At 32.3% G+C, this 17,196-nt stretch carries 17 protein-coding genes; 5 read left to right on the forward strand and 12 right to left on the reverse strand.

The window, feature by feature from the left end; translation table 11 throughout:
• Nucleotides 1-56: 56 nt before the first annotated feature.
• The 3 genes from PQF96_RS08310 to PQF96_RS08320 are packed head-to-tail and all read right to left on the reverse strand — an operon-like array spanning nucleotide 57 to nucleotide 1,664.
• Nucleotides 57-353, reverse strand: coding sequence for a chaperone modulator CbpM (locus PQF96_RS08310; RefSeq protein WP_109434321.1), 297 nt, complete (start codon nucleotides 351-353; stop codon nucleotides 57-59).
• A 10-nt stretch (nucleotides 354-363) separates the two neighbouring features.
• Nucleotides 364-1,239, reverse strand: a complete 876-nt coding sequence (locus tag PQF96_RS08315; protein ID WP_271765718.1) for a J domain-containing protein — start codon at nucleotides 1,237-1,239, stop codon at nucleotides 364-366.
• Nucleotides 1,240-1,253: 14 nt separating this feature from the next.
• Nucleotides 1,254-1,664 (reverse strand): hypothetical protein, encoded by a 411-nt coding sequence (locus tag PQF96_RS08320; RefSeq protein WP_109434319.1) that lies wholly within the window; start codon nucleotides 1,662-1,664, stop codon nucleotides 1,254-1,256.
• A gap of 285 nt (nucleotides 1,665-1,949) precedes the next feature.
• Here PQF96_RS08320 and PQF96_RS08325 point away from each other — a divergent pair, with 285 nt between their 5' ends.
• The 4 genes from PQF96_RS08325 (at nucleotide 1,950) to hemN (ending at nucleotide 6,674) form a co-directional block, all read left to right on the forward strand.
• Nucleotides 1,950-3,176, forward strand: a complete 1,227-nt coding sequence (locus PQF96_RS08325; protein ID WP_109434318.1) for a sensor histidine kinase — start codon at nucleotides 1,950-1,952, stop codon at nucleotides 3,174-3,176.
• A gap of 25 nt (nucleotides 3,177-3,201) precedes the next feature.
• The gene (locus PQF96_RS08330; protein WP_109434317.1) at nucleotides 3,202-4,263 is read left to right on the forward strand and encodes a response regulator; all 1,062 of its coding nucleotides are present in this window, start codon (nucleotides 3,202-3,204) and stop codon (nucleotides 4,261-4,263) included.
• Nucleotides 4,264-4,341: 78 nt separating this feature from the next.
• The gene (locus PQF96_RS08335) at nucleotides 4,342-5,178 is read left to right on the forward strand and encodes a universal stress protein (protein ID WP_109434316.1); all 837 of its coding nucleotides are present in this window, start codon (nucleotides 4,342-4,344) and stop codon (nucleotides 5,176-5,178) included.
• 131 nt (nucleotides 5,179-5,309) lie between these two features.
• A complete protein-coding gene (gene hemN, locus PQF96_RS08340) occupies nucleotides 5,310-6,674 on the forward strand; it encodes an oxygen-independent coproporphyrinogen III oxidase (protein WP_271765719.1) in 1,365 nt (454 codons plus the stop codon).
• A gap of 13 nt (nucleotides 6,675-6,687) precedes the next feature.
• On the opposite strand, the gene PQF96_RS08345 is transcribed toward hemN, so the two are convergent.
• The 7 genes from PQF96_RS08345 to ccoS are packed head-to-tail and all read right to left on the reverse strand — an operon-like array spanning nucleotide 6,688 to nucleotide 12,893.
• A complete protein-coding gene (locus tag PQF96_RS08345) occupies nucleotides 6,688-7,389 on the reverse strand; it encodes a sulfite exporter TauE/SafE family protein (RefSeq protein WP_271765720.1) in 702 nt (233 codons plus the stop codon).
• A 3-nt stretch (nucleotides 7,390-7,392) separates the two neighbouring features.
• Entirely contained in the window at nucleotides 7,393-7,839 is a 447-nt protein-coding gene (locus PQF96_RS08350; RefSeq protein ID WP_271765721.1) for a FixH family protein, read from the reverse strand.
• Between the two features lie 49 nt (nucleotides 7,840-7,888).
• Nucleotides 7,889-9,310, reverse strand: coding sequence for a cytochrome c oxidase accessory protein CcoG (ccoG, locus tag PQF96_RS08355; RefSeq protein WP_109434312.1), 1,422 nt, complete (start codon nucleotides 9,308-9,310; stop codon nucleotides 7,889-7,891).
• 41 nt (nucleotides 9,311-9,351) lie between these two features.
• Nucleotides 9,352-10,308, reverse strand: coding sequence for a cbb3-type cytochrome c oxidase N-terminal domain-containing protein (locus tag PQF96_RS08360; RefSeq protein WP_143917542.1), 957 nt, complete (start codon nucleotides 10,306-10,308; stop codon nucleotides 9,352-9,354).
• Nucleotides 10,305-10,490, reverse strand: coding sequence for a CcoQ/FixQ family Cbb3-type cytochrome c oxidase assembly chaperone (locus PQF96_RS08365; protein WP_109434310.1), 186 nt, complete (start codon nucleotides 10,488-10,490; stop codon nucleotides 10,305-10,307). Before PQF96_RS08365 ends, PQF96_RS08360 begins: the two co-directional genes overlap by 4 nt.
• Before the next feature lie 5 nt (nucleotides 10,491-10,495).
• Nucleotides 10,496-12,697: a cytochrome-c oxidase, cbb3-type subunit I gene (gene ccoN / locus PQF96_RS08370; protein WP_143917541.1), complete on the reverse strand. Its 2,202-nt coding sequence runs from the start codon at nucleotides 12,695-12,697 to the stop codon at nucleotides 10,496-10,498.
• Nucleotide 12,698: 1 nt separating this feature from the next.
• Entirely contained in the window at nucleotides 12,699-12,893 is a 195-nt protein-coding gene (ccoS, locus tag PQF96_RS08375) for a cbb3-type cytochrome oxidase assembly protein CcoS (RefSeq protein WP_109434308.1), read from the reverse strand.
• 983 nt (nucleotides 12,894-13,876) lie between these two features.
• Between ccoS and PQF96_RS08380 the strand changes: the two genes are divergently transcribed.
• Complete coding sequence (locus tag PQF96_RS08380; protein WP_109434307.1) at nucleotides 13,877-14,083, forward strand: YgaP family membrane protein; 207 nt, start codon at nucleotides 13,877-13,879, stop codon at nucleotides 14,081-14,083.
• Between the two features lie 14 nt (nucleotides 14,084-14,097).
• Here PQF96_RS08380 and pdxH read toward each other — a convergent pair whose 3' ends face one another.
• Nucleotides 14,098-14,703, reverse strand: coding sequence for a pyridoxamine 5'-phosphate oxidase (gene pdxH / locus PQF96_RS08385; protein WP_271765722.1), 606 nt, complete (start codon nucleotides 14,701-14,703; stop codon nucleotides 14,098-14,100).
• Nucleotides 14,704-14,734: 31 nt separating this feature from the next.
• Nucleotides 14,735-17,143: a heavy metal translocating P-type ATPase gene (locus PQF96_RS08390; protein ID WP_271765723.1), complete on the reverse strand. Its 2,409-nt coding sequence runs from the start codon at nucleotides 17,141-17,143 to the stop codon at nucleotides 14,735-14,737.
• Between the last annotated feature and the right edge of the window lie 53 nt (nucleotides 17,144-17,196).

Genomic DNA, 17,196 nt, shown 5'->3' on the forward strand with positions numbered 1-17,196 from the left:
TAGATACTTTAGGTTTTTTAAAATATGATAAAAATCAGCTTGAATGATAAAATAGATTAAGGCTTTTCATATAATTGTAACCGATTCTTAAGTATATTCATTTCTTCCTGAATTTTTTGTACTCGTTCTAATAGATTAATGATTACCTCTATTCCTTCGAGGTTAATTTCTAATTCTTTATTAAAAAGTAAAATTTGCTCTAGTTTTGGTAACTCATCCACACTTAAAAATACTTGTTGTCGAACGGTAATAACTTTTATCAAACCAAATTCATATAAAGAATTTATGAATGAAAATTCTATCTTATGATTTGTACAGAATTCTTTAGCAGATATGAGATGCTTTTTTGTCATTGTAATGTATTTAAAGTTTTGATAGTTCTCTAAATAATTCTTTTTGTTTTTGGGATAGATTTTTAGGTGTTTTGATAGTATAGGTGATATAAAGATCCCCAAATTGTCCTTCTCTTTTATATATAGGAAATCCTTTTCCTTTTAGCTTAATTTGTGTGTTATTTTGAGTTTCTGGTTTTACTTTCAATTTTACTTTTCCATCCAAAGTGTTAATTGTGATTTCACCTCCTAAAACGGCTGTGTATATATCAATATCTTTATTTAGATATAGATTACTTTTATCACGTTTAAAAGATGTTTTGTTTTCGATAATAAAAGTAATATACAAATCACCTTTGGGGGCACCTCCTATTCCTTGTCCACCGTGCCCTTTGATTTTGATAATTTGTCCGTTTTCAACTCCAGCCGGAATAGTAATTCTAATATTCTTTCCATTAATGGTTAGTGTTCTCTTATGAGTTTTATAAACATCCATTAAACCGAGATGTAGCTCTGCATTAAAATCCTGCCCCCGATATTTTACCTTTCCACGACCATAATCTCTATTTCTTTCTCCAAACATAGATTCGAAGAAATCAGAAAAATCTCTAGAATACTGCTGTTGTTGATTAGCATGATTGTATTGTTGTTTTGATTTTTGATGTTTTTCAAATTCTTCAGCGTGTTTCCAGTCTTTACCATATTGATCGTACTTTTTACGATTTTCGGGATTGCTTAAAACCTCATTTGCTTCATTAATTTCTTTAAATTTCCTTTCTGCTTCCTTATCATTTGGATTTAAGTCTGGGTGGTATTTTCTTGCCAATTTTCGATAAGCCTTTTTAATATCACTTTCAGAAGCATTTTTTGGAATCCCTAATATTTTATAGTAATCGATAAATTCCATGTTCTTATTCAGAATTAAATTTTATCTTCAAAAAGTAGTTTTAGTCTCCCCAACATCATTAATTCTGATTTGTTTTTTCCAGAAAATGCACCAGCAATTGCATTGGCTGTTGTCCAAATTAGTTGTTTTATAGCATCTTTAAAATGTGATTTGTTTTCATGATAATACGCTTCAAACTGTTTAAAACTTTCTTCGGCATTAAGTTCTTCATTATCTAACCAATCAAAAACAATTTCGATCTGAAAAGATGCGTCTACGCCAAATTCATCTTCAATGTCATCTATTTTTAACCATTCTGATTTCGCGATTTTTCTTAAAGTATCATACTCAGATTTACGAACTACCTTATCCGAGGCAGCAACGGCATAAAATAGTTTTCCGAGATTTTGATAAAATGTAATTCCTATATTTTGTGCAGTTGTCATGATTATATAAAATTTATCAATTTGTGAGATAAATTTAGGAAGTGATGTTGAGTATTTTTATGATATAAATCAGGTTTAAAAAAGAGATTGGTAAAAGGAATTTTTCATAATTTTCAGTTAAAGTATCCTAGAGAATGCTAATAACAAATGGGAAGTACAAGTTTTTATTATCGTTTGTATTATTTTTGGAGGTAAAATTTAATACAACAATAAGAAGGGATTATTTTGGAATTATTTTTTTGAAGTCAATCTATATACAATAAACAACCACTACTTAATATTTATATGAAGGTTTTTGAAAAACAAAGTAATATTTTTAGACTCTTGTCAGAAGGTGTTTCTGAAGGTATTGTGGTTGTAAATGAAGATCAGGTCATAGTAGCATGTAATGGATCAGCAAATGAGATATTTGGATATGAAACCGATGAATTAATAGGAAAGCCACTAAATATTCTTATTCCGCGAGAACACCATAAAGAACATAAAGGACACTTTGAAGGTTTTGTGCGTAACAAAGAAAAAAGGTCTATGGGTAATGGGAGAGATATCCACGGAGTACGAAAGGACGGTACCAAATTCCCAGTAGAAGCGGGATTAAACCCATTTTCTATTTATGGAAATAATTATGTAATGGCTCTAGTGATTGACATTTCTTTTCGTAAAGAACAGGAACGGCAGATCAGAGAATTAAATGCAAGGTTAGAAGAAAGAATAGAAGAACGTACAGAAAAATTACATAGTACAATTGAAGAATTAAAAGAAGAGGTAAAACTACGAATGGAAGCTGAAGCCAAGGCTAAGGAAGCTTTAGAAAAAGAGCGAGATCTTAATGAGTTAAAAACGAAGTTTCTCTCTTTGGTTTCTCACGAGTTTAAAACACCATTGAGCGGTATTCTTACTTCAGCAACACTTGCAGGAAAATATACTCAAACAGAACAACAAGAGAAAAGAGAAAAACATCTGGGTACGATCAAAAATAAAGTGAAATACCTTAATAATATTCTAAATGATTTTTTATCCATTGAGCGTTTAGAAACAGGTAAAGTTTGTTACAAGTACAGTAGCTTTCCTTTGAGCAAAGTAATTAATGAAGTGATTTATAATGCAAATATGCTACTCAAAGACGGGCAAAGGATTAATTACCCCAAAGACATTGATGGTTATGTTATAGAATTTGATGAAAAAATTCTGGAACTTGTCTTGTCAAACCTAATTAACAATGCAATTAAATATTCTGGGGAACATACAACTATAGATTTAGAAGTTGGCTTTGAAGATAACATCCTTACATTTACCATTATCGATCAAGGAATTGGAATTCCTGAAAAAGAACAAGGTTTTATTTTTAAACGATATTTTAGAGCAGAAAATGCATTACTGGATCAAGGAACCGGAATAGGATTAAATATTGTAAAAACCCATCTAGAAAATCTTGGTGGAAGTATTATCTTTAAAAGTGAAGAAAATCAAGGATCTACTTTTACCGTAACCATACCAACCACCAATACATAACGACCAATAATAATTAGGTAAACCGATGAAAACTATCCTTTTAATAGAAGATGATACTGCACTAAGAGAAAATACTGCAGAGCTTTTAGAGCTTTCTGATTATAAAGTAATTACGTCGCCAAATGGCAAATTGGGAATAACAAAAGCAAAAGAAGAGAAACCAGATATCATTGTTTGCGATATTATGATGCCCGAGGTCGATGGCTATGGGGTACTCGAGGCTTTGTCTTATGATACAAATACAAATCATATTCCTTTTATATTTTTATCTGCAAAAACTGAACATAAAGAAATTCGAAAAGGAATGGATTTGGGGGCAGATGATTACTTAACCAAACCTTTTGAAGAAGATGAATTATTAAGTGCAATAGAAAGTCGTTTAGCTAAAGCAACTATAATTTCAAGAATTCTTGAAGAGCAAAATCAACGTACTGAAACAAAAACTGAGGATGAAGAAGGATTTAGAAACCTAAATGAACTCAAGAATTTTTTTGATGATCATGGTGAAATTTCTAATTTTAAAAAAGGAGGCATAATCTATAAAGAAGGAGAGCATTCTAATAAAATATATCTTATTCTAAAAGGAGTTATTAAAAGCCATAAAATGGATGAAAGTGGTAAGGAATTAATAACAGCACTATATAAAGCCGATGATTTCTTAGGGTTTTCTTCTTTCGTAGATAATACTCCATATCAAGAATCTGCTACTGCGGTTGAAGACACTGAATTGGCCGGAATATCAAAAAACAATCTCAAAGAGATTTTGGAAAAGAGCAAAAATATTTCTCTGGAGTTGATGGAACTGTTAACCGATAATCTTTCTGAAATTAAAGAACAACTATTACAGATGGCATATAGTTCGGTGAGAAAAAAAACAGCACAAACCATTTTACAATTTGCTCAGGTTTTAAATAAAAAGCCAGAAGATAGCATCAAAATATCAAGAAATGATCTGGCTAGTGTTGCTGGAATAGCTACAGAAAGTTTAATTCGTACGCTATCAAATTTTAAGAAAGATGGGCTGATCGAAATCGAAGGGCGTAATATTCGAATATTAGATTTAGCAGGTCTTCAGTTAGTTGAATAAAAATAGTGCTAAACTGATTTTTGTCATTCTTTTCATAAATACATCCTAATACATTTGTTGTGTTAGAAAGTATTTAAGATGAAGAATATCCTGATCCCTACAGATTTTTCTGAAAATTCATGGAATGCCATAAGTTATGCCCTTTCATTTTTTAGAAAAGTAAATTGTAATTTTTATATTCTACATGTTTCTCCCTTTGAAGAAATGATAGGCGGAGATTCTTTCTATGCTTCAAAAGATACAGTCATAGAAAAACATACACATAATAATAAAGAGCAAATGCAGTCATTGCTCAAAAGCATAGAAAAATTACCTTTAAATACGAAACATCGATTTTTCACTATAAATGAATATATTTTTTTTGTTGATGCAATTAGAAAACAAATTCAGGAAAAAAATATTGATTTTATTGTTATGGGAACCAAAGGAGCTTCTGGACTCAAAGAAAAAACTATAGGAAGTAATACAGGTGATGTGATTACTAAGGTAAAATGCCCGGTTTTAGTAATTCCAGAAAAAGCTACATATACCAAGCCAAAAGAGATTGTATTTCCTACCGATTATTACATGTATTATAAAAGTAGAGTACTAAATACTATTAGTGAAATACTCTATATGAATAATGCAAGTTTAAGAGTGTTGCATATTGCCAAAAAGGAACAAGATCTAACTACTTTACAAGTGAAAAATAAAGATTTTCTGGACGACTCCCTTGACAACCTAGATCATAGTTTTCATTTTTTATCCAATACGAATATGGAAGAAGCAGTGCAGTGTTTTATTGAGAGTCGAGAGATTAATATGATTACTATGATAGCTAAAAACCTTAATTTTTTCCAACGTATTTTATTTCATCCTATGGTCGAAAAGATAAGTTATCATACCAACATTCCTTTTTTGGTATTGCATGAATGATATAACTGCGCAGCTTTAATGAATTGAAGAATTTAATGTGTTTCGTTTTGATTGGTGCTATATAAGTTGAACTTAGGTTATAATAGAATTTTAAATAGGAGTAGAAACTACTCAAAATAAAAAATAAAAAAATGCGAACAAACTTAGTTCATAAATACAATATTCCAGGGCCCAGATATACAAGTTATCCAACCGTGCCATATTGGGATGACAATACATTTTCATTAAAAAAATGGATAACATCTATACAAAGATCATTTAATGAAAGTAATGATGATGAAGGAGTAAGTCTTTACATTCACCTTCCGTTTTGCGAAAGCATGTGTACATTTTGCGGATGCAATAAGCGAATTACCAAACGACATGATGTAGAAGTCCCATATATCAAATCATTATTAAAAGAATGGAGTTTATATCTCAATCTTTTTGAAACCAAACCCAAAATAAGAGAATTGCATTTAGGAGGAGGTACTCCTACGTTTTTTTCTGCTAAGAATTTACAACATTTAATTCATGGTATTTTTAGTGGAGTAGAACGTGCAGAAAACTGCGAGTTTAGTTTTGAGGGACACCCTAATAATACAACTCGTGAACATTTACAAGCATTATATGATTTAGGTTTTAGAAGGGTGAGTTTTGGAGTACAAGACTATGATGAGGTTGTGCAGAAAGCAATTCATAGAGTACAGCCTTTTGAGCGTGTAAGGGAAGTTACAGAAGCAGCAAGAGCTATTGGTTATACATCTGTGGGACATGATATTATTTTTGGTTTACCATTTCAAACTGAAAAAGGTATAGTAGATACAGTTTTAAAGACAAAAGAATTACTTCCGGATCGATTAGCATTTTATAGTTATGCTCATGTACCTTGGCAAAAAGGGAATGGACAACGAGGATTTAAAGATGCTGATTTACCTACTGGGGCTCAAAAAAGAAAGCAATATGAGATGGGTAAGAAGTTGTTGTCAGAGGTTGGTTATATAGAAATAGGCATGGATCATTTTGCGTTAGAACATGATACTCTATTTCAATCCATGAAAAGTCAAACGTTACATCGCAATTTTATGGGGTATACTGCTTCTAAAACGCATGCAATGATTGGTTTAGGAGTATCTTCAATAAGTGATAGTTGGTATGGTTTTGCTCAAAATGTGAAAAATATAGAAGAGTATCAACATCTTATAAACGAAGGGATTATTCCGGTATATAGAGGTCATATGCTTGATAAGGAAGACGAAATTATTAGACAGCATATTTTAAATTTGATGTGTCATTTTGAAACCAATTGGAAGAATGATATTATGTATTTTAAGGAATTACCAGAAGTAGTACAGAATCTCGAAGAATTAGCACTGGATGGATTATTAGTTAAAAATGATCATAGTATAAAAGTAACAGAAAAAGGAAGGCCTTTTGTTCGTAATATATGCATGGCATTTGATCTGAGATTGCAACGAAGTAAACCTGAAACTACATTGTTTTCTATGACAATATAAATTTTCACTAGAATTAATGACATTCAAAGTCTGCAGAAACCATTTCTACTGCAGGCTTAGGAGAAAGATAAGGAATACCTAAACCAAGCCCTCTTATAATAAATAATAATCCGATAATAACAACAAACACCGGGATAGCTTTTTGAATGTGCTGTCTCACTTTTCTAGTTAAGAAATTTCCGGCATAAACTGCTACAGTCATTAAGGGTATAGTGCCTAATCCAAAGAAAACCATATATAAACTCCCCTCAAAAATTTGACCAGAAGCGATAGCTCCAAAAACTGCCATGTACACTAAACCACAGGGTAGAAAACCATTTAAAAAACCAATTGAAAGAAAGGTGTCGGGTGTTTTCTTTTTAAGAGCAATACCCAATGCATTTTTTACTTTGGTAATGACTTTATATATTGGTTTAGAGATATTATATTTATTAAGGGTCTGATGAGGAATTAATATGAGGATAATCATCAACACTCCTACAGCAATAGACAGATTTTGTTGTAGGCCAAATATATTTAGACTTTTTCCAATAATTCCGAAGAATAATCCAATTATACAGTAGGCTATCAGTCTGCCAAAATGATATAGGAAAACTCGAAAAATTTTCTGAAAAGTATTTGATTGATGTACAGGCAACATAAAAGCTATCGGGCCGCACATTCCAACACAGTGAAAGCTTCCTAATAATCCTAATATGAGTGCCGATAATAACATTTTTTAGTATGTAAATGATTTTTTAAACAAGTACGAAGTGTCGTTATACTCCCAATTGATTATTATATTCCAGCGCCCTTCTATTATATTTTCATCTTTGATTATCATTTTAGAACTAGAAAGCGAGATAGGAATTTCAAAATCCAGTTTTTTATTTGAAGGACGATATAGAGATACTATTCCAGAAATATCACTAGGGTTCTTGTCTTTGGGAAAAGAAATAACTAACCCCTCGATAGTGGTATGAATTAAGATATTGTTTTCTAGATTTTTTGAATTTTTCTCGGCATCGATTTCATTCTGAAAAGCAAGTTCTTTCTTATAGTAATCTTCTGTTACAAGATCATGTTCATATTTTTTTTCAGTATTCATTCGCACAACAAAATATAGGATGAAAGAAATGAATCCTATAAACACTAATACTATAGCTGTTCCCCAGTTTATTTTCATAATTTTTTATTTTGGATGTACTGGTATAAATACGTCTTAACCGATACTTTTACCTATAACTTCTTGGGCCTAAAAAAGCCGTTATTGTTGTTTCAATTAATTTACCACCACTGTAGACACCAATTTTTAATCTGTTACTATCACCTTCTAATGCAGCTGCATTAATTTCTATAAATAAAGTCCCTTCGGCCAAACCTTGTTTTGGGACGGTAAAATTTTTATGAGTAACCAGCTCTATTTTTCCTTTATGAGATAACAATTCGAAGTGAACATCTTTAATCTCTGTTGTTGTTTTATTGACTAGTTTATACGTGTATACATTACTAATTATATTATCGTCCTTATGATCGTATAATTGTCCTGGTAATCGTAGGATATTAGCTTCTACATCATTTCGTAAAAAAGACATTCCCAGAAGAACACCTATTAGAATTACAAGTACAGCACTGTATCCTTTTAACCTAGGAGTGAACTTAAATTTTGCTTTTTTTGCAATATTATCTTCACTGGCGTATCGTATTAATCCTTTTGGTAGATTCACGCTTTCCATCATATGGTCGCATGCATCAATACAAGCGGTGCAGTTTACACATTCGAGCTGTGTGCCATTACGAATATCAATTCCGGTTGGACATACATGGACACACTGAAAACAATCAATACAATCTCCTTTTCCTGTAGTTGGACGATCTTCATTTTTCTTAAACTTTGCTCTTCCAGCTTCTTTTTCTCCACGTTTATAATCATAAGCAACAACTATAGATTTGGAGTCTAGAAGTACGCCTTGTAATCGACCATAGGGGCAAGCTATAATACAAACTTGTTCTCTAAACCATGCAAATACAAAGTAAAAGACAGCAGTAAATATAAGTAAGGAAATTAATGTGCTAATATGCTCAGAAGGGCCATCTATGATGTATCGTAGTAACTGATCGCTTCCTATTAAATAAGCCAAAAATATGTTTGCTATAAAGAATGAAATGATAAAAAATATAATCCATTTCATCCCTCTTTTTCTTATTTTTTCAGCATTCCAGGATTGCTTATCTAGTCGTATTTGTTTTCCTCTATCTCCTTCAATCCAATATTCGATTCTTCGAAATACCATTTCCATAAAAATGGTTTGTGGGCATACCCAACCGCAGAAAAGTCTTCCAAATGCAACTGTAAATAGAGTAATAAATAGAACACCTATAATCATTGAGATTACGAAGAGGTGAAAATCCTGTGGCCAAAATGGAGCTCCAAATATGTTAAAACGTCGTTCTAAAACATTAAATAGTAAAAATTGATTTCCGTTTATTTTTATAAATGGTGCAGAAAACAAAAAGATAAGTAACCCATAGCTTACCCATTTGCGATAAGAATAATATTTGCCGCTTGGTTTTTTAGGATACACCCAGGCACGTTTACCTTCTTCGTTGATGGTACCGATAGAATCTCTGAATTTTTCGTTTGCGGGTGTTTCCAAAGGAATATTATTTTAAGTTTTGATATAAGGTTCCAGAAACATTAATGATTTACAACTATGCTTGTCGAATCAGAAATAGTTTCGGGGATCTCTTCTTTAGGAGTTTCTTCTTGAGATGCATCTGGATCAATCCATATTTCACCTTGAGCTTCTTTAGGTTCGGCAGGAGTTGTTCCCCCGAGAGAAATCACATAACTTGCTACTTGAGCCATTTCTGCAGGCTTCAGAGTTTGTTTCCAGGCAACCATTCCTTTTCCATCACGTCCTCCTTCAGAGATGGTCCTGAATACATTTTTAATACCGCCTCCTAAAATCCAATATTCATCGGTAAGGTTAGGCCCAATACCACCACCACCATCAGCTTTGTGACATGCTACACAATTTGTAGTGAAAACTGCTTTTCCAGCGTTAATATCTGAGGCTTCTGTAAGCAGAGTTACTGTGTTTATATCGACTAAGTCTTTTGCAGTTTTTTTGTATTCTTCGATAGCAATTTTGGCTTCGGCAACCTCAGTTTCATACTCTTCTGTTTGTGTATAATCATTGAAAATATGAAAGCGAACTAAATATACTGCTCCAAATACGATGGTTGCATAAAAACCATACACCCACCATGGCGGGAGATTATTATCCAGTTCCTGAATCCCATCATAATTATGATCAAGAATAATCTCACCTTCTTCTTCTACAGGTTTACTATCCAATAATTTTAGATAGATCTTTTTAATCCACCCAAATTGTTTTTCTTTTTTAGTTTTTTCTGCCAGGAGATAACGTTCTTGGGCCTCTGGATTTAAAGAGCGAAACAAGATGCTTCTTAAAGCCTGTAAACTAATCTCTATCGCCACAATAAATAGTAAAACCATTCCTAAGACTAACCATGTTAATGGTTGTGCAATGAATGCAGATTGTTCTCCAGATTCGACAGTAAGTTCTATTAATATATAAGCAATACCTAAAAAGGCAAGCACTCTTAAATAGGATGAAGTACTTCTCATGATTGTATATCGTTTTCGGTTTCTAAAGGAATTTGACTTACCTCTTTTATATGTTCTTTTTTTGCTGTGATCACCCACCAGAATAATCCGGCGAAGAATATAAAAAATATGAGTAATGAAATCATAGGATAGATCTCAATACCTTCAATACTCTCCATGTGACCTTTTATAAATTTTAGCATGGCGTTTATTCTTTAGTTTGAACTACGTTCTCTTGGTTTTTAACTTTTATATCAGTTCCTAATCTTTGGATATATGCTATGAGCGCAACGACTTCTCTATCGCGCATTTCGATAAAATCCAATCCGTTTTCCTTGGCATATTTTTTATCAGCTTCATATGTTTTTGCAAAATCAGGGTCGGTGTACAGATTTTTTTCAATTTGCGTTGCTTGCTCATCCATCCACTGTTGTGCTCTGTCTATCTCTTCTGGAGTATAAGGGACACCCAGAGATACCATAGCATTCATTTTATCTTCGGTTTGTGAACGATCAAGTTTGTTTTTAATCAACCATTTATAACTAGGCATAATTGATCCTGATGAGGTGGTTTGTGGATCATAAAAATGATTTAAATGCCAGTTATCAGAATATTTTCCTCCAATTCTCATTAAATCGGGTCCAGTACGTTTACTTCCCCAAAGGAAAGGGTGATCATATACATATTCACCAGCTTTAGAATATTCTCCATAACGTTCTACTTCACTACGGAATGGTCGAATCATTTGTGAATGACAGGATACGCAACTTTCTCGTATATAGAGATCTCTTCCTTCAAGCTCAAGCGGAGTATAAGGTTTTACACTGGTTATTGTTGGAATATTGGATTTTACCATTATGGTAGGAACGATTTGAACAATACCACCAATCAAAATTGCAATTGTAGCAAAGATGGTTAGTTTAACAGGTCTTCTTTCTAGCCAGGTGTGGTACCCTTCGTTAGCAGTTCTAAATCGGGTTACTTTTTGTAACGGAGCAGCTTCGGCTAATTCATCAGTAACTTTACTACCACTTTGTATCGTTTTAATAATGTTATATAGCATTACAAAGGTTCCCAAAATAAACAAACTACCTCCGATAGCACGCATCCAATACATAGGAATGATTTCATTAACTGTTTCTAAGAAATTACCGTAGGTAAGTGTCCCATCGGGATTAAATTGTTTCCACATAGATGCCTGCACAAAACCGGCAACATACATTGGTAGTGCATACATGATAATCCCCAAAGTACCAATCCAGAAATGTAAATTAGCAAGGCCTGTAGACCATAATTTTGTTTTGGTTAGTTTTGGTACCATCCAGTAGATCATACCAAAAGTTAAAAATCCATTCCATGCTAAAGCTCCAACATGAACATGTGCTATAATCCAATCACTAAAATGAGCAATAGCATTTACGTTTTTTAAAGAAAGCATTGGCCCTTCAAAAGTGGCCATACCATAACCTGTAATGGCAACTACCATAAATTTTAAAACGGGATCAGTACGTACTTTATCCCACGCTCCTCTTAAGGTCAAGAGGCCATTAATCATACCTCCCCATGATGGAGCAATAAGCATTACAGAAAATGCTACACCAAGATTTTGTGCCCAATCAGGTAAAGATGAATATAGAAGGTGATGAGGTCCTGCCCAGATATAGATAAATATTAAAGACCAGAAATGGACAATAGATAATCGATATGAGTATACAGGTCTATTGGCAGCTTTAGGAACAAAATAGTACATTAATCCTAAGAAAGGAGTGGTAAGAAAAAATGCAACTGCATTATGGCCATACCACCATTGTACTAATGCATCCTGAACACCTGCATATACAGAATAACTTTTTAAAGCACTTACAGGAAGTTCGAGGCTATTAAAAATGTGTAAAACCGCAACAGTAACAAAAGTGGCAAGATAAAACCAAATTGCTACATACATATGCCGTTGTCGTCTTCTTAAAATAGTTCCTATTAAGTTCCATCCAAAAACTACCCAGATGATGGCAATAGCAATGTCAATTGGCCATTCGAGTTCTGCATATTCTTTTGATGAAGTATATCCTAATGGTAATGTTATTGCGGCTAAAACAATAATAAATTGCCAACCCCAAAAATTAATATTACTTAATGCATCGCTAAACATTCGGGTTTTTAGCAACCTCTGGGTAGAGTAATAGACTCCTGCATAGATAGCGTTACCTACAAAAGCAAAAATAACGGCATTTGTATGTAATGGTCTTAAACGACCAAAACTCAACCATGAGATACCATCTGTTACATTAGGGAATAAAAACATGAATGCTAGTAGTAGACCTACAGACATTCCTACAATGCCCCAAAACATGGTTGCATATAAGAATTTTTTCACGATTTTATTATCGTAATAGAATTGTTCCATTTCCATATTATGATTGTTTAGTTTTATTGGATTCTGAAGATTTTTCTTTGTTTTCTTTTATAAGTTCATCCTCAAAGAGCATTCGAATAGAGGGAGTGTACACATCATCATACTGTCCATTCCTGACAGATATAATAAAACTTATAAAAAAGACGATGGCAACGATAATACTAATCGTTAAGAGTACATAGATTACACTCATGCTTACTTTGATTGTGAGCCAAAAGTATGTTTGAAGATTTTCTTAAAAAATGACATTTGTCAGGTTTTAATAATAAAGGATCATTCTAGGCTTAAACCAACTCTCAGTACCTGTTTTTGAGGTGTAAAATGTTAATAATTGTTAAAATAGTACCTTTTTATACATAGTACTGTAACAAAAATAAACTCTTGACGTCTAGTAAGTATAAATAACAATTAAATATATAAAATATGAGAACTTTAGATAGCAACAGAATTACAAGAAAATTAAGCGCAACTATAGGATATACCTGGAACACAAAGAGACGTTACAGATAACCTAAATACTAACATCAAGAGATAACAATTATATAATCAAAAACAATTAAAATATAGAAATTATGAGAACCTTAGATAGCAATAGCATTACAAGAAAATTAAGTGCAACCAAAGGATATACCTGGAACACAAAGAGACGTTACAGATAATCTTACTATAAAAACCAAAAGATCAATTTATATATCAAAATCATTAAAATACAGAAATTATGAGAACTTTAGATAGCAACAGAATTACAAGAAAATTAAGTGGAACTGTAGGATATACCTGGAATACAAAGAGGCGTTATAAATAACGATAGTTAAATTTTACATCAATCAACTCCCGAAACAACAGGGACCAAAAACTAATCATCATGAGAACTTTAAGAAACATCAGAAAAAGACTAAAATCAGCGACACAAAAACAAAATATGTTTTTGGATTGCACAACAAATCTTTACAATTATGACGAGACTTTGTTTAGAAGAATTAAATGCTATGCGCATTAAGTGGAGTGTTATTATGTGTTGATAAGGCTAAATTCTATTAGGATTTAGCCTTTTTTTTTGCAATACACTGATTTTTCCTATTTCATTTTATAGGTGACATTTATCATACAATACTTTCAAATTCTTTAAGAACTTTATAGAAGTTAATAGAGTATTCACTTTTAAATTAAATCGTTATGCGAAAGAATTTAGGAAAGATAGATGCTATCATTAGAATCATTTTAGGTGTAGTATTAGCATATTTATTTTATAACAATTTTATATCTGATACCTTAGGAATTGTTTTATTATCAGTATCAGGAGTATTAGTTATTACTGGTTTTATGGGTTGGTGTCCATTATATAAATTATTTGGGATAGCCAGTTGTAAAGTAAAGAATTAGCTTAATAAAGATCTTTAATCTATAATAATTTGTATATTCTTAGACCAGCAATAATTAGATAGAAGTCTGTATTTTGTCCTGTGCTTAAATTTTATTTTTTCAGAGTGTAAGATAAACTCAATCGTTTCTGGTTTGATTATATATCCGCCCCAATACTTAGGTTTAGGAATGATTTTGTTTTTAAATTTTGTTTTATACTTTTTTAGGCGGTCCTGTAATACTTTTCTAGAAGAAATCACATCACTTTGATGAGATACCCATGCACTTAATTTACTTCCTTCTGGACGTGATTCAAAATATCCTTCAGATAGATTTTCTGGGATTTTTTCTGCTTTTCCAGTAATAAGGACTTCACGTTTTGAAGCAGTCCAATTAAAAGAACAAGAAACTCTATTGTCCTTTGCTATCGCTTTTCCCTTCTCACTATGGTAATTAGTAAAAAAAACAAAACCTTCCCAGGTAAAACGCTTTAATAAAACAATTCTGTTTTTTGGAAAACCATCTAAACCTATAGTTGATAATATCATCGCATTAACCTCGTCTTCTGGATGAGCTTTTTCGACTTCATAAAACCATTGCTGGAAATGTGCCATTGGGTTATGGTCCTCTGTAGTTTCCATATTTAATGTGTTTTAAACATTTAGGAACAAATTATAAATCCTTATGATTATCATTTACTTTTTGACCTATCCAATTGGTTAGTATGGTAACATATACTATTATTGATATCGAACTCAAAGGCATTAATATTGCAGCTATTATTGGAGAAAGCTGACCAGTCACAGCAAAATAAAGTCCAACACAGTTATATAAAAAAGATAATATAAAACTTGATTTAATAATTTTAATAGCATTTTTAGATATCATAAGATAGGTTGATATCTTATCAAATTGAGAGGCATCTAAAATTCCATCACAAGCCGGCGAGAATACATTTACATTTTCTGATACAGCTATACCTACATCACTTTGTGCTAAAGCTCCGGCATCATTTAACCCATCGCCAACCATAATTACTTTTTTATGTTGTTGTTGTAACATTTTTATATAATTAAGTTTATCATCGGGTTTTTGATTAAAGATTAAAGAAGTGTTTTCTGGCAATACTTTTTGCAAGTATTCCTTTTCACCTTCATTATCACCTGATAATATGGCTAGTTGATAGTTCTTAAATAGTTGATTAAATACTTTTTTTACACCATTTCTATATTGGTTATGAAAAGTATAATGGCCCTTATATTCATCATTAGTACTTACGTGCACAGTTGTATTAAATACTTTAGAAAGGTCTTCATTTCCTACAAAGTTTGGAGAGCCTATTTTAATGGTATGATCGGCAGATTTACCTTCAATACCTTTGCCCACATATTCCTGATATTCATCCAAAGTTAGAATATCATGTTCTGCTAAAACATTATAAAGTGTTCTGCTAAGCGGATGATTTGAAGCTCGAAGTGTATTTTTGAGCAAAGATTCTTCCTCTGGAGTTAATTGCATTCCTTCATAAGTTACGTTACTCGTTATCGTGGTGGTTATGGTACCCGTTTTGTCAAAAATAATAGTATCAGTCAATGCTAATCGTTCTATTACATCTGCATTTTTAAGGTAAAATTTATTTTTTCCGAAGATTCGCAGAATATTACCTAATGCAAAGGGTCTCGCTAATGCTAATGCACATGGACAAGCAATAATAAGTACTGCCGTAAAAACGTGTATAGCTTTTGAAACATCTGTAAATAACCAATATGAAGTAGAAATTATAGCGATACACAAAATAGCTATTGTGAAGTATTTACTTATAATATCAGTGAGATTAGTAAAAGATGCTGATTTATCAGTGTTAAATACATCATTACTCCAGAGTTGAGTAAGGTAACTTTGTTCTACTGATTTTAATACTTCGATTTCAATAGCCCCATAAAGTTGTCTCCCTCCTGCAAAAAGAGTATCGCCTGACTGTTTATGAACAGAATCACTTTCTCCGGTTACAAAACTATAATCGATTTGCGCATTACCATCGATAAGAATGGCATCTACGGGGATCAATTCACCATTCCTAATCAACAATCGATCTCCCTTTTTGATATCATAAATTTGTATGTTTTCTTCTTTTCGTTCTTTTTTATGCTTCGCAGTCGAAATTCGTGTTACTGCGATAGGAAAATAGGACTTGTAGTCTCTTTCAAAAGATAAAAAGGAGTAGGTTTTTTTCTGGAAAAATTTCCCAAGCAGTAAAAAGAATACTAAACCGGTTAGGCTATCAAAAAAACCAGTCCCCCAATCAAAAATAATTTCTGCTGTACTACGTAAAAAAAGAACCAAAATTCCTAAAGCAATGGGGACATCGATATTTAATAATTTAGAACGCAAACCTTTATATGCTGAAATAAAATACTCCTGTGCAGCATAAAAAACTACAGGTATAGAAAAGGCAAACATTAACCATCTAAAAATAGGTTTGTATTGCTCAAGCCAGTATTCTGATACTTCAAAATACTCTGGAAAGGACAGAAACATTACATTTCCAAAAGCAAAACCTGCAATGCCTAATTTATAGAGTAAACTCCTATCAATTTTCTTTTTTGCTGTAGCATAATCATCAAGACTAATATAAGGTTCGTAACCTATAGTATGAAGTAAAATAACTACTTCCTTAAGTGAGATAGCATCACTTTTAAAGGTGATACGAACCGTTTTTTTTGGAAAGTTCACTTGGGAAGCGGTAATTGCAGTTTGAAGTTTATGTAAGTTTTCTAAAATCCAAATGCAAGAGCTACAGTGTATATGAGGAATGTATAGTGTTATGATTTGGGTATTTCCGTTATCAAATTCGATTAATTTTTTAGCAATAATATCAGTATCGAGATAATCGTATTTTCCTTGAATTTCTTTAGGAATGGCTCCAGGAGCAGACTGTAGGTCATAATAGCAGGATAGATCATTAGACGAAAAAATATCATATACGGTTTTGCACCCATTACAGCAGAATGTTTTTTGATCAAATTTAATTACCGTTTTACCACAATCAATTCCGCAGTGAAAACAAGTAGACTCAGACATAAAAATCTATTTGTTGCAAATTTGAAGAAGTATGGTCTGATAAACTATGACAA

The sequence above is a fragment of the Aquimarina algiphila genome (assembly GCF_947494415.1).
Taxonomy (GTDB): domain Bacteria; phylum Bacteroidota; class Bacteroidia; order Flavobacteriales; family Flavobacteriaceae; genus Aquimarina; species Aquimarina algiphila.

What these genes read in the sequence shown, in the direction of transcription:
- PQF96_RS08390 (WP_271765723.1), bottom strand. Translation starts at nt 17,143, where the DNA reads ATGTCTGAGTCTACTTGTTTTCACTGCGGAATTGATTGTGGTAAAACG.
- PQF96_RS08345 (WP_271765720.1), bottom strand. Translation starts at nt 7,389, where the DNA reads ATGTTATTATCGGCACTCATATTAGGATTATTAGGAAGCTTTCACTGT.
- PQF96_RS08310 (WP_109434321.1), bottom strand. Translation starts at nt 353, where the DNA reads ATGACAAAAAAGCATCTCATATCTGCTAAAGAATTCTGTACAAATCAT.
- hemN (WP_271765719.1), top strand. Translation starts at nt 5,310, where the DNA reads ATGCGAACAAACTTAGTTCATAAATACAATATTCCAGGGCCCAGATAT.
- PQF96_RS08315 (WP_271765718.1), bottom strand. Translation starts at nt 1,239, where the DNA reads ATGGAATTTATCGATTACTATAAAATATTAGGGATTCCAAAAAATGCT.
- PQF96_RS08365 (WP_109434310.1), bottom strand. Translation starts at nt 10,490, where the DNA reads ATGCTAAAATTTATAAAAGGTCACATGGAGAGTATTGAAGGTATTGAG.
- PQF96_RS08325 (WP_109434318.1), top strand. Translation starts at nt 1,950, where the DNA reads ATGAAGGTTTTTGAAAAACAAAGTAATATTTTTAGACTCTTGTCAGAA.
- PQF96_RS08350 (WP_271765721.1), bottom strand. Translation starts at nt 7,839, where the DNA reads ATGAAAATAAACTGGGGAACAGCTATAGTATTAGTGTTTATAGGATTC.
- PQF96_RS08320 (WP_109434319.1), bottom strand. Translation starts at nt 1,664, where the DNA reads ATGACAACTGCACAAAATATAGGAATTACATTTTATCAAAATCTCGGA.
- PQF96_RS08380 (WP_109434307.1), top strand. Translation starts at nt 13,877, where the DNA reads ATGCGAAAGAATTTAGGAAAGATAGATGCTATCATTAGAATCATTTTA.
- pdxH (WP_271765722.1), bottom strand. Translation starts at nt 14,703, where the DNA reads ATGGAAACTACAGAGGACCATAACCCAATGGCACATTTCCAGCAATGG.
- PQF96_RS08360 (WP_143917542.1), bottom strand. Translation starts at nt 10,308, where the DNA reads ATGAGAAGTACTTCATCCTATTTAAGAGTGCTTGCCTTTTTAGGTATT.
- PQF96_RS08330 (WP_109434317.1), top strand. Translation starts at nt 3,202, where the DNA reads ATGAAAACTATCCTTTTAATAGAAGATGATACTGCACTAAGAGAAAAT.
- ccoN (WP_143917541.1), bottom strand. Translation starts at nt 12,697, where the DNA reads ATGGAAATGGAACAATTCTATTACGATAATAAAATCGTGAAAAAATTC.
- PQF96_RS08335 (WP_109434316.1), top strand. Translation starts at nt 4,342, where the DNA reads ATGAAGAATATCCTGATCCCTACAGATTTTTCTGAAAATTCATGGAAT.
- ccoS (WP_109434308.1), bottom strand. Translation starts at nt 12,893, where the DNA reads ATGAGTGTAATCTATGTACTCTTAACGATTAGTATTATCGTTGCCATC.